Source organism: Campylobacter concisus (genome assembly GCF_015230035.1).
GTDB classification, from domain to species: Bacteria; Campylobacterota; Campylobacteria; order Campylobacterales; family Campylobacteraceae; genus Campylobacter_A; species Campylobacter_A concisus_BK.
In genome coordinates, this window is the sequence record NZ_JAAKZD010000015.1 from 26,207 (window position 1) to 37,738 (window position 11,532).

Sequence of the window (11,532 nt, forward strand, 5' to 3'; positions counted from 1 at the left end):
GCTTTTAAATTTATGCTTTTATGAGCTCGTCATATATCTTTTTGACCTCTTCGCCAGTTATTTTGCTAAGCAGTTTTGCTTTTGCTTTTGGGGCGATGTCAAGCGAGATGATCTCATCTTTTGTGATGTTTTGAGTGGCTATATTTGCACTTTTTGAGATGACAACTGCCCACTCGCCGTTTAAATTTGCTTTTTCTAAAATTTGGGCTAAATTTTTGGCTCTATCCTTAAATTTAGTCTCAAATTTTTTGGTTGCCTCTTTTATAGCAAAAATTTCTCTCTCTGGTTCTAAATTTGCGATGCTTTGCACTAAGCTTAATATGCGTTTTGGACTCTCATAGATCACAGCTGGATAGGCTAAGCTTAGAGCATTTTGTATAGCTAAAGCCCTATCTCTGCCAGTATTTGGTAAAAATCCCAAAAAAACAAACTCTTTATCACAAAGCCCACTGGCGACTACGCTTAAAAGTGCAGCGTTTGCTCCGCTTAAAATTTCGTATTTGATATCATTTTTTTGAGCGTATCTTACTAGGCTAACGCCTGGGTCGCTTATGCCTGGCATGCCAGCGTCGCTCATATAAGCTATATTTTTGCTCCAAATTTCATCACTTAAATTTGCAAAAAATTCATCTTCGTTATGGGTGTGAAGCGGGATAAAATTTGAGATATTTATATTTGCGTCAAAGCGTTCGTTTAGCAGATTTACAAGGCTTTTGCAAACTCTTGTATCTTCGCAGATAACTATCTCGCATTCACGCAAAATTTTGATCGCACGAAGCGAGATATCTTCTAAATTTCCTATTGGAGTAGGAACAAAGTAGAGCAAGGCTTATTTTTGAGCGTATTTTTTCTTAAATTTCTCAACACGGCCAGCGCTATCAACTATCTTTTCGCTGCCTGTGAAAAATGGGTGGCACTTGTCACAAATGTCAATTCTGATTTCGCTTTTGTTTGACTTTGTCTTAAAAGTGTTGCCACACGCGCAAGTTACGGTGCAATCTACATACTCTGGATGGATCTCTTTTTTCATCATCTTTCCTTTATTATTTTGGGCTATTTGTTACCTTAAAAGTTGCTGATTATATAAAAACTAATCTAAAAATCAAATAAATCAAGCAAGAAATTTTGCCGCCACAGATATGACTGCGGTCTGTGATCTTAAGATATTTTTTGTATTTAGGCCGTAGATATTTTTAAATTTAGCCGTCTCATCCTCGCTAAATCCGCCCTCTGGACCGATTATCAATATCTCATCATCTCTTTTTTCGTTTAAATTTTTACCACCAAAATTTATGGCCGAGACATTTTTATAAACGCTCATTAGCTCGTCTAAATTTTTATAAATTTCAAACTCCATTAGCGACGTTCTCCCGCACTGCTCGCATGAAAGTGCGTTTATGTAGTTTAGCTTTTCAAGGTCGATCTTGAAATTTGCTTGAGAAAATTTAGTATAGACAAAGGCGATCTTGCCAACGCCAAGCTCATTTAAAAATGGTAGCGCCTTTTCGATCGTCTTTGGATCAACGACCGCCCAAGCGATGGTAAAGTCAAATTTATGCTCGCAGTTTAGGCTGGCAAAGACGAGGCTTAAATTTGCACTTCTGCGCTCTATCTCATCGATCTCGTAGATATACTCTTTGCCGTCACGTAAATTTCTAACACTTATGCGCTCACCTGCTTCAACCCTTCTAGCTTTTAGGTGTAAAAATGCCTCATTTACTATTTTTAAGCGCTCTTCGCCAGCGTTTTTATCATATAAAAATTTCATCTAAATCCCTGCTATGATGATCAAAATAATGTCACAAATGCCTTTAGCAAGGGCAAATTTTTTAAATTTTTCTAGCTCGCCAGCAATGGCATATCTTTTTAGCCTTTTATACCCGACGGCGCTAAGTGCGATTAGGGCTATTAAGATAAGAAGCATTTTTATGGCATTAAATTTTGGCTCATAGCTATAATATGCCCACAAAATAAGCCCAGTTAGCACCAAAAAGCTAAGCAGCATATGATAAATAGGCAAGAAATACCTTATGCGAAGCACGTAGTTTTTACTCCTCACTCCAAACTGAGTAAGCGCTAGATAAAGCGCCGCTAAAGCAAGTAGCGCATAAAAAAATGTCACGTGAAATGGCAAAGTATAAACGTAGAGCGAGCTTAAGTGTTCGTTCATTTCTTCTCTTTAGGAGGCTCGTTTTCTTCGACGACTGGCTCAGGTGGCAGCTGCTCGTCGATAGTTACATTTGCATCAGGCTGAGCTATCGTAACATCACTAGGGACTGGCTCACTAACGTCACTTTTGGCCTCTTCTTTATCTCCACATCCCAAAAATACGCCAGCTATAAGCAAAAAAGAGGTTATAAATTTTTTCATCAAACGTCCTTTGGATTTTCTATTTTTATCTTATTTATCATCTTTTCAAGCAAATTTTTATCTTCCCACTCGTCTATAACGGCCTCTGAAAATTTGATATCGCTAAGCCTTATCTCACCCATTTGCGCATTTATCGCGTCCTCTTTGAAGCACTGCGCATAGCCAGTGTCGGTCTCATGGACGATGACGCTATGAAGCTTCACTTCGCGCTCGCCATTACTCATCACGCTAAGCTCAAGTATCCGCTCGATCATGACAAAAAATATACGGCAAAACTGCTCTGCGCTGGGATTTAGCGGTATCTCGATCCACCTTGCAGAGTGCTTTTTAAGGTCGTTTTTGTATTCATCACTATCGCCTGAAAATATGGTCGTAGCGTGGTCAAAGCTATCGATGATCGTTTTTATGTTTTGCTTCATCAGCCCAAAGTCATAGACCATGCCAGCGTTATCAAGAAAATTTGAGCTAAGTAAAATTTCTGCCACGTAGCTGTGTCCGTGGATGCTCGTCCTGCAGCGCTTTGAGCTACAAAACCTCACGATATGCGCATTTTCAAATCTAAAAAGTTTTCTAATAATCATCAAACACCCTCTTTGTCGCCCCAAAGCCTGATGTGGATACGCTCTGAGTAGTTAAATCCATGCTTTATGGCAAATTGCGCTGTTTTTAGAGCATTTTCGCTTAGCTCGTCCTCATTTGCGCCCATCGCCATGCACCAAACTGGCAAATTTGCTCTATCTTTTATATATAAAATTTCATCCAGCTCGCTTTTGTCAAAGCGCGATAGGACAAATTTTAAAAAGCTGCTTTTTGCGTTATTTTTAATAGCTAAAATGGCATCTAAATTTATGCGTTTTTGCTCGCTAACTCCGCTATTTGCTAGTTTTACGCCAAGTGCAAAATGACAATTTTTATAAATTTCAAATTTAGCAAAATCAACCAAGATCGTGCCATTTGTCTCAAAATGCACCTCGTAATTTATAAGCAAATTTCTTACCAAATTTATTAAATTTTCATTTTGATGCCAGATGAGTGGCTCGCCGCCTGTTAAAACGATGATCGGCTTTTGCTCTAAACCTTTACAAAGCCCATCAACTATGCTTAAAATTTCATCTGCGCTATATGTTTTGTGGTGAAAATGTCCCTTAAAAACGGCTCTTATGCTATCGCATCCCAAAAGCTCTTCGCCTGTTTTTAAAGATCTTGTCTTTACGCCAAAGCCAGAGCAGTTTAGATTGCAGCCCAAAAAGCGTAAAAACACAGCGAGTCTGCCCTGATAAGCGCCCTCGCCTTGGATGCTTAAAAATGCCTCAACTAATTCTAGCTCTTTGCTCATCAACCACCAGTTTGGTAAAATGCCCTTGAAGAGGTTTCATTTTCAGCTCCTAGAGCCCATTTGTTCTCTTTTGGCTTGTTAGCTAGCACTTGCCTTAAGATCTCGCTTGCTGCGACGATGTCGCCATTTGCAACTGCTTTTTTGATACTTAGTGCGTCTTCAAAATAAAGGCAAGGTATCAAAAGCCCCTCAGCGCTTAGTCTGATGCGGTTGCAACTCTCGCAAAAGTCGTGTTTGTGAGGGTCTATGATGCCAAATTTATAGCCGTCATCAAGTCTGTAAATAGACGCAGGTGCGTTTGGCAATTTTTCATCTTTTGTAACGTTATATTTTTGCGAGATGATATTTAGAATTTCATCGCTTTTTAGCCCTTTTAGATCCTCTTTGGCGTGCGAATTCTCCATATATTCGATAAATCTGATCTGAGAGTTTCTAAATTTAGCAAACTCAAGCAAATTTACTAGCTCATCGTCGTTAAAGCCTTTTATAGCGACTGTGTTTATCTTGACCTTTAGCCCAGCATCAAGCGCCGCCTCAAAGCCAGCTAAAACCTCGTGCAAGACGCTCTTTTGAGCGATAAATTTAGCCTTTTGCTCATTTAGCGTATCAAGCGACATATTTATGCGCTTTAGACCAGCGTCCTTTAGCCTTTTTGCAAAGTGTGGCAGCATAAAGCCATTTGTCGTAAGCGCTAGATCGATGTCTGGCTTATAATCGCTTATCATCTTTATAAAGACGTCCAAATCCTTGCGCACGAGTGGCTCGCCACCTGTGATCCTGATCTTTTTCACACCCTCATCGATAGCTACTTTTACAAATAAAAATAGCTCTTCAAATGTCAGTAAATTCTCTTTTGGCGTCCAACTAAATGGCGTCGTAGGCATGCAATATCTACATCTAAAATTGCAGCGCTGCGTCACAGAAATTCTTAAATAATCAACAACCCGACCATATTTATCTATTAGCATAAAGCACCTTTTTTAAGCTTGGTTAGAGCTTTTTTAATTTTCAATTATATGTTAAAAGATTTAAATTTAAATAAAAATTTAAGCTAATTTTTGTAGTTTAAGAGTAGTTTTGTCTTTTAAAATTAGCCCGAATTTAGGCTAATTTATGAAATTTAAGCACAAATTCAACTCGCCCCATACCCACGTGAAGATCTTTAGCGATCATAGCCGCGCTTTTGCCATCTTTAAACATCTTTAGGATCTGCTCTTCTTCATTTATAACACTCGGGGCGATTTTATTGATATCTCTTGTTCGCTCTTCAAGGTTAAACATCCTATCTTTTTGCTCGTTTGCAAAGTCATCGATCACTCGCTCGATGCTCTTTATAGCGCGGATTATCGGCACGATTTTTTCGTTTATCTGCTCGTTTATCTGCTCTTTTAGCTCATCCTTTACATCTTTTAGCTGCTCGTCATCATCAGGCTTAAAGCTTGCCAGTGCGGCTAGCTGTTTTTTGAGATTATAGTTTTCTTGTATGGCGCTCTCTATGGCACGCTCGTATCTTGTAAATTTCTTATTTGTCTCACTATCTTTTATAAATATCAAAGCTATTATTATCGCTAAAACGATGCCAAAACCTAAAAAAATGTAAATTTCCATATTTTTCCTTTACGAATTCGCTCTAAGCTCTCTTATCATCACACGCTCTCTAGCCGTCACGTAAGCGTTCCAGTCGGCCTCGTCCTCTTCGTGCATGTTCTCTATCTTTGCTAGCCTCTCATCCTGCGCCCTTAGATAAAGGCTCAAATTTCTCTTTGGAAAGATAGGCATCGCGATCCTTGCATAGTAAATTTCATCTTTTTTAAATTTATCTTCGCTTATTTTTATATGTGTAAAGCCGATCTCATCGATATCTGCACTCTCTTTTAGTGGCAAGTATTGCTTGTGCTCATTTTTTATATAATCACTAAGCGCATCGATCTTTCTATGAAGCTCGATGACAAGCGTTAGCAAGACTTGGTCGCTCTCTTTGGTCTCACCGCGTGATTTTGCACGCTTTAGCCACGCTCCAAGCGCATCTTCGTCGCCTGGCAAGATAGAGTTAAATTCTCTTAAAAATTTCTCGTCCCCGCTTCTATCGCACTCATAAACCATGCTAAGAGGCGCTTTAAAAAGCCTTACTTCGCTCATAATACACTGATCCAAACAAAGATGAAAAATAAAATTCCCAAGTAGCCATTTAGCGTGAAAAACGCCCGATCTATCTTGCTAAAGTCGCGCCTTACGATCCTATGCTCGAAAAATAATATCACGCCACTTACCACGATGCCAAAAAACGCCATCGCTCCAAGCCCAGCCGCCCAAGCAAAAAGTAGCCAAAGTATAAAAGCTAAGGCGTGAAAAATAGCTGATAAAAATAGTGTCGCCTTGTCGCCATAAATGGCTGGTATGCTAAAGAGCTTGTTTTCTTGGTCAAATTTAATATCTTGAAGCGAGTAGAGCAGGTCAAATCCAGCCACCCAAAATGTCACACCAAGGCAAAGTAGCACGCTCCAAAGCGGTATAGCAGCGCTCACTGCGACCACGCCAGCGATCGGAGCAAGTCCAAGACTAAGGCCTAGCACCAAGTGCGCTAGCTCGCTAAATCGCTTAAATAGCGAGTATCCGCCAAGCACGGCAAGTATGGGGAAGCTTAGCCAAAATGCGAGCGAATTTACAAAATAAGCGCAGATGATAAAGATAAGTGCGTTTGCTACGATGAAAAGCTGCATATTGCCCTTGCCGATGCGTCCATCTACGCTTGGACGGCTTGCGGTGCGTGGGTTTAGCTTGTCGATGTCCTCGTCTTGGTATCTGTTAAACGCCATGGCGAAATTTCTAGCACTAACCGCGCAAAGAGTGCCTAAAATAAGCAGTTTAAAGCCAAACCAAGCCGAGCCATTTTCTATCTTGCTCGCAACTATCATCGCCACAAAGATAAATGGCAAAGCAAAAACCGAGTGCTTAAAAACGATGAGTTCTGCGATATCTTTTAGCTTTTTGATCATATAAATTTCCATGTTTTTTAAAAAGTGTCTGATTTTACACCATTTTGCTTTAAATCTAAATTTATATTATCATTGCGAGAGTAATTTAAAATGAAGGGTTATGATGAGTAAAATAGCGATTATCGGAGATGGTTTTAGTGCGTTATTTACGGCACTTGAGCTAGCTAAAAAGGGCGAAGAAATTTTAGTTATTAGTAGCCAAAAAGATGAGTTTGAAAGCGGAATTTTAACCCCATTTAACACCCCAGCACTTGCAAGAGATGGAGCGATATCTAGCTCATTTTTGGGGCTAGTTAGTAAAAAAAGCGAGCTTGATATAGCGCTTTGCCTAAATGAAAATTTTAGAGCTTGGATGGCGAATTTCACGCTTAAATCAACAAAGGCTCACGACAAAAAGATGAGAATTTTGTTTAAAAAATTTGGACAAAAGAGCTTTGAAATTTTAAGAGAGCTAAACGAAAAATATCCGCAGATAAAATTTGATGAGAGTGGCGTTTATCTCATCTTTAGCGAGGATGAGAGCTTTAAAAAGAGGCTTGATGAGACAAGGGTTGCTGATAGCGAGCAAGAAATTTTAAGCGTGGATAGTGAGCTAGCAAATTTTGGCCTGATAAATAAAAATATAAAAGGTGCGCTAAATTTAGCTAAAAACGCAAGCATCGACGCAGTTGAGCTAAAAAAGGCGCTTGTTAGCGAGCTAAATGAGCTTGGAGTGCAGTTTATAAACGATGAAATTTATGAGCTAAAAACGCAGGGGCAAGCCGTGCAAAAGGCTGTTGGCAGTGACGATGAATACGAGGCTGACAGCTTTGTTGTGGCTAGTAGAAGCTTGGAGCTTTCAAGCAAGTTTGGGACAAATTTAAGCGCCATTTTGGCTAAATTTTACACGATCGATCTTGTGCTAAGCGAGGGTCAGATCCCTAAAAAACCGATCATTTTAAATGATATGTTTGCCAAAATTTATCCAACGAAAAATGGCGTCACGATCATCACAAATTTACAAGTGGGCGCGATCGATACGCTTGTAAAAACAGAAAAGATCAACGCATTTTTAAACGAGCTAAAAAGACACCTTGGCATAAGCGAGCTAAAAGAGCCTAGCTTTAGAGCAAATTTTGTCCTTCTTAGCTCAAACGACAAACCAGCGATCGGACGCGACGAGACATATCAAAATTTACTCTATAACCAAGCATACGGGCTAAACGAACTAAGCTTTGCACCGCACTTTGCAGGCGTTTTGGCTGATCTTTTAAAAGAGGGCAAAAGTAACGAGCAAAGCGATGAAATTTTGCTATTTAGCTCATTTTACGAGGGCTAAGCTTGTTTGGAGAGCTAGCACTAATTGGCACCACGGCAAGCGGCAAGAGCGATCTAGCCTTTGAGCTGGCAAAGGAGTTTAATGGCGTCATCTTAAGCCTTGACTCGCTTGCGCTTTATAAAGAGATAGATATCGCCAGCGCAAAGCCAAAACCCTGGCAGCTAGCAGCTGTGAGGCATTTTGGAGTGGATGAAATTTACCCTGATGAGGAATTTAGCGTTGGGGCATTTTTTGAAATTTACAAAAACGCAAAGGAATTTGCGCGCTCACAAGAGTGCTTGCTCATCATCACAGGCGGCAGCGGCTTTTATCTAAAGGCGATGCTTAGTGGTCTTGCGCCAGACGTGCCAAAATGCGAGCTAAATTTAAGCAACGAAGAAATTTACGAGCTAGCTTTACAAAACGACCCTGAGTTTGCAAGTAAATTTAGCCAAAATGACTCTTATCGCCTCGAAAAATGGTATCAAATTTATAAATTTAGCGGGCAAATCCCAAGCATCTGGCTAAAGCAAAACACCAAAGAGAGCGTCATAAAAGAGCTTGCGATATTTGAAATTTTGTGGGATAAAGAGGAGCTTAGAGCTCGCATCGCAAAGCGGACGAAAAATATGCTAGATGAGGGCTTGATAGATGAGGCGAAATTTTTATTTGACAAGTATAAAAGCGAGCCAAAACCCCTAAAATCGATAGGTCTAAAAGAGTGCAAGCAGTTTTTGGAGGGTGAAATTTCAAAAAGCGAGCTAGAAACGCTTATCACCACGCACACAGCCCAGCTTGCTAAACGTCAGAGAACATTTAACCGATCGCAGTTTGAGAAGAAATTTGTGGGCGATTTGGCGCAGACCAGAAGTGAAATTTTGAAATTTTTAAAGGCAAAATTTGAGCTTGGTTAAATTCAGATTGTCTAGGTGGTAAATTTAATTTAGTAGAGGCGAACAGCTCCAAAAGAAGCCGTTCGATAAATTTATATAGGCATTACCCTGATTTTTGGGCTTAGGCTCTCTTGTAAGACATTTTCTATCGCATAAAGTGTGCCAGTCGAGCCGCTTGAACAGCCTGAGCAAGCGCCAAGATAGCGGATATAAACATCGATATTTTCGCCGTTGTCGTTTCTAATGTCTATGATCTCTAAATTTCCGCCATCCATCATAAGCATCGGACGGATCTCTTTATCGATGATTGATTCGATCGCCTTTAGCTGGCCAACCATCGTCATGCTCTCAAAGCTAACGTCGCTTAGGGTGTTGTTTGCCTGAGCATTTGCCTGAGCTTCTAGCCTCTCTTGCTCCATCTCAGCCCTAGTATCACGCAAGATATCAACCAAATAGTAGTCTTTTTTCTCGTGTCCGCCAGGTCTAACGCATGATTTACAAAATGCGCCAGCCTTGGTGTATTGCGTTATCTCCTCAACCGTGTGAAGGTCGTTTAGTCTTATCACCTCTTTGATCGTGCCAAGGCTCACTCTAGCGCACTCGCAAACGATGATCTCATCTTCAAAGTGCTCTGGGTCTATGCCCTTGTAGCTTGCAGCAGCTGCCTTGATAACGTCATACGCCATAACTGAGCAGTGCATCTTTTGAGGTGGCACAGCTGGTGTGTCTGGGTTGTCGCGCATAGCTCTTTCGACATCTAAATTTGTTATCTTAACCGCTTCATCGACCGTTTTGCCGATGCAAAGCTCAGCCATTGTATCAGAGCTAGCTATCGCCGTACCACAGCCAAAGCTTTTAAATTTAGCGTCTATTATCTTGTCGGTTTTCTCATCAACGAGCCAGTAAAGCCTGACCGCATCGCCGCAGCTCTCTGCGCCAAAGTCAGCGATGATAAGTTTTGCGTTTGCTTTTTTGGCGTCCTCTTCGGTTAGTTCGCCCATGAATTTAGGATTATTCATCCTATCTTGCACTACCTTTGAGTATTCATCCCAGATAGAGCCGCCGATTAAGTTATTTTTTGCCATGTTTTTCCTTTAAATTTTATAATCCACTCTTATGCCACTCTGGGGCGTACGCGAAGGTGCTTGAGATGCCTCTTAGTCTATTTACGGCCTTTGTTATCTGCTCGATCGCGTAGTCGATCTCTTCTTCTGTGTTAAACCTTGAAAGAGATAGTCTAAGTGCGGTGTGAGCTAGCTCTTTATCAGCTCCGATCGCCTCCATGATAGGATTGCTCTCAAGCGTCTCACTCGCACAGGCAGAGCCGGTAGAGGCCGCTATGCCAGCTCTATTTAGATCCCAAAGCATCGCCTCGCCCTCGACACCTTTGATAGATGCTAGGATGGTGTTTGGCACGCGCTGCTCTTTTTTGCCAACGATGCTAACGTCAGGAATTTGTAGTAGCGCGTCTTCAAGTTTGTCACGCAAACGACGAACATGTGAATGCTCGTAATCCATAAATTTATTTGCTAGTTCAAGCGCCTTGCCCATGCCAACGATGCCTGGTACATCAAGTGTGCCGCTTCTGCGTCCGCCCATGTGCTCGCCGCCGTGAAGCAAGCTGCTTAGTGGCATGCTATTTTTTATAAATAACGCTCCAACGCCCTTTGGTCCGTGAAATTTATGCGCTGAAAAGCTTAGAAAATCAACGTCTAGGTCTTGAACATCTATCTTTATCTTGCCGACTGCTTGCACGGCGTCAGTGTGAAATAAAGCGCCGTATTCGTGGGCAACTTTAGCAAGCTCTTTTATAGGAAAGATCATGCCAGTTTCGTTGTTTGCGCTCATTATGGCGACAAGCGCGACATTTTCGTCCATGACAGCTCTTAGTTGCTCTGGAGTGACGATGCCGTCGCTATTTACGTCTAAGACCGTAAGATCCACGCCATATTTTTCTAGAAATTTACAAGTTGCCAAAATGGCTGGATGCTCGACTGCGGTGGTGATGATGCGTTTTTTCTCGCCAGTTGCGATTTTGTCAAAGTAGATGCCTTTTACAACCCAGTTATTGCTCTCGGTTGCGCATGAGGTAACGACGATGTCATCGCTATCTTTTGCATTTAGTCCGGTGTAGAGCTGATCTAGTGCTGTTCTTAGCGCTGGGTGGGTTTCTGAGCCAAATTTGTGAAGTGAGTTTGGATTGCCGTATTTTTCGCAAAAAAACGGCTTCATAAGTTCAAAAGCTTCTGGATCAACCATCGTTGTGGCGTTATTGTCTAAATATACTCTCAAATTTAAAACCTTAATTCGGATAAAAAATATCCCTTTTATTTTTGATGGGATATTATAACAAAAAAGTTAAAAGCAAGTTTAAAAAAATGCTTTAGTTTTTTCAATATTTGGCTCATTTTGATAGTAAAAAATATTGAAATTCTTTATCAATATTTGTCAGATACGCCATTTGCGAAATTTCGCCTAAAAGAGTCTATTTTACTCTTAATATTAATTCTTTTTCTTAAGGATTAAAAATTTTTTATATTAAAAAACTGATTGCTTAAAAGTAAGGTATTTTGTATACAAATTTTTATAAATATAAAATTTTTTTAAATATATCTAAAAAGTTTCATTTTTGAAATATTT

15 protein-coding genes are annotated in these 11,532 nt (G+C 40.5%); 2 read left to right on the plus strand and 13 right to left on the minus strand.

The window, feature by feature from the left end; all coding sequences use genetic code 11:
* Positions 1-10 precede the first annotated feature (10 nt).
* From rsmI to mqnP, 11 genes are all read right to left on the minus strand, one after another.
* The gene (rsmI, locus tag G6W41_RS09090; protein ID WP_194171306.1) at positions 11-826 is read right to left on the minus strand and encodes a 16S rRNA (cytidine(1402)-2'-O)-methyltransferase; all 816 of its coding nucleotides are present in this window, start codon (positions 824-826) and stop codon (positions 11-13) included.
* 3 nt (positions 827-829) lie between these two features.
* Positions 830-1,030: a 50S ribosomal protein L31 gene (rpmE, locus tag G6W41_RS09095; protein ID WP_009295018.1), complete on the minus strand. Its 201-nt coding sequence runs from the start codon at positions 1,028-1,030 to the stop codon at positions 830-832.
* A gap of 81 nt (positions 1,031-1,111) precedes the next feature.
* On the minus strand, positions 1,112-1,768 hold the full coding sequence (locus tag G6W41_RS09100; protein ID WP_103571717.1) for a 16S rRNA (uracil(1498)-N(3))-methyltransferase: 657 nt from the start codon (positions 1,766-1,768) through the stop codon (positions 1,112-1,114).
* On the minus strand, positions 1,769-2,170 hold the full coding sequence (locus G6W41_RS09105) for a hypothetical protein (protein WP_194171307.1): 402 nt from the start codon (positions 2,168-2,170) through the stop codon (positions 1,769-1,771).
* Positions 2,167-2,370, minus strand: coding sequence for a hypothetical protein (locus tag G6W41_RS09110; RefSeq protein ID WP_009295012.1), 204 nt, complete (start codon positions 2,368-2,370; stop codon positions 2,167-2,169). The genes G6W41_RS09105 and G6W41_RS09110 overlap by 4 nt, the downstream gene beginning before the upstream one ends.
* Positions 2,370-2,951 carry a 6-pyruvoyl trahydropterin synthase family protein gene (locus tag G6W41_RS09115; RefSeq protein WP_194171313.1) on the minus strand — a complete coding sequence of 194 codons (582 nt, stop codon included), beginning with the start codon at positions 2,949-2,951 and terminating at the stop codon, positions 2,370-2,372. Before G6W41_RS09115 ends, G6W41_RS09110 begins: the two co-directional genes overlap by 1 nt.
* On the minus strand, positions 2,951-3,706 hold the full coding sequence (locus G6W41_RS09120; protein WP_194171308.1) for a 7-carboxy-7-deazaguanine synthase QueE: 756 nt from the start codon (positions 3,704-3,706) through the stop codon (positions 2,951-2,953). Before G6W41_RS09120 ends, G6W41_RS09115 begins: the two co-directional genes overlap by 1 nt.
* Positions 3,706-4,674, minus strand: a complete 969-nt coding sequence (gene moaA, locus G6W41_RS09125; RefSeq protein ID WP_194171309.1) for a GTP 3',8-cyclase MoaA — start codon at positions 4,672-4,674, stop codon at positions 3,706-3,708. The genes G6W41_RS09120 and moaA overlap by 1 nt, the downstream gene beginning before the upstream one ends.
* A 133-nt stretch (positions 4,675-4,807) precedes the next feature.
* Complete coding sequence (locus G6W41_RS09130) at positions 4,808-5,314, minus strand: DUF6115 domain-containing protein (protein WP_004318037.1); 507 nt, start codon at positions 5,312-5,314, stop codon at positions 4,808-4,810.
* Between the two features lie 9 nt (positions 5,315-5,323).
* Positions 5,324-5,845: a hypothetical protein gene (locus G6W41_RS09135; protein WP_002942437.1), complete on the minus strand. Its 522-nt coding sequence runs from the start codon at positions 5,843-5,845 to the stop codon at positions 5,324-5,326.
* Positions 5,842-6,702: a menaquinone biosynthesis prenyltransferase MqnP gene (gene mqnP, locus G6W41_RS09140; RefSeq protein WP_021084022.1), complete on the minus strand. Its 861-nt coding sequence runs from the start codon at positions 6,700-6,702 to the stop codon at positions 5,842-5,844. The genes G6W41_RS09135 and mqnP overlap by 4 nt, the downstream gene beginning before the upstream one ends.
* Positions 6,703-6,805: 103 nt before the next feature.
* Here mqnP and G6W41_RS09145 point away from each other — a divergent pair, with 103 nt between their 5' ends.
* Together G6W41_RS09145 and miaA are read left to right on the plus strand one after the other, a co-directional pair.
* Positions 6,806-8,020: an NAD(P)/FAD-dependent oxidoreductase gene (locus G6W41_RS09145; protein ID WP_194171310.1), complete on the plus strand. Its 1,215-nt coding sequence runs from the start codon at positions 6,806-6,808 to the stop codon at positions 8,018-8,020.
* A gap of 2 nt (positions 8,021-8,022) precedes the next feature.
* Positions 8,023-8,913 carry a tRNA (adenosine(37)-N6)-dimethylallyltransferase MiaA gene (gene miaA, locus G6W41_RS09150; protein ID WP_194171311.1) on the plus strand — a complete coding sequence of 297 codons (891 nt, stop codon included), beginning with the start codon at positions 8,023-8,025 and terminating at the stop codon, positions 8,911-8,913.
* A 71-nt stretch (positions 8,914-8,984) separates the two neighbouring features.
* On the opposite strand, the gene G6W41_RS09155 is transcribed toward miaA, so the two are convergent.
* A complete protein-coding gene (locus tag G6W41_RS09155; protein ID WP_004318029.1) occupies positions 8,985-9,977 on the minus strand; it encodes an iron-sulfur cluster assembly scaffold protein NifU in 993 nt (330 codons plus the stop codon).
* Positions 9,978-9,993: 16 nt separating this feature from the next.
* Positions 9,994-11,184 (minus strand): NifS family cysteine desulfurase, encoded by a 1,191-nt coding sequence (locus tag G6W41_RS09160; RefSeq protein WP_194171312.1) that lies wholly within the window; start codon positions 11,182-11,184, stop codon positions 9,994-9,996.
* Positions 11,185-11,532 lie beyond the last annotated feature (348 nt).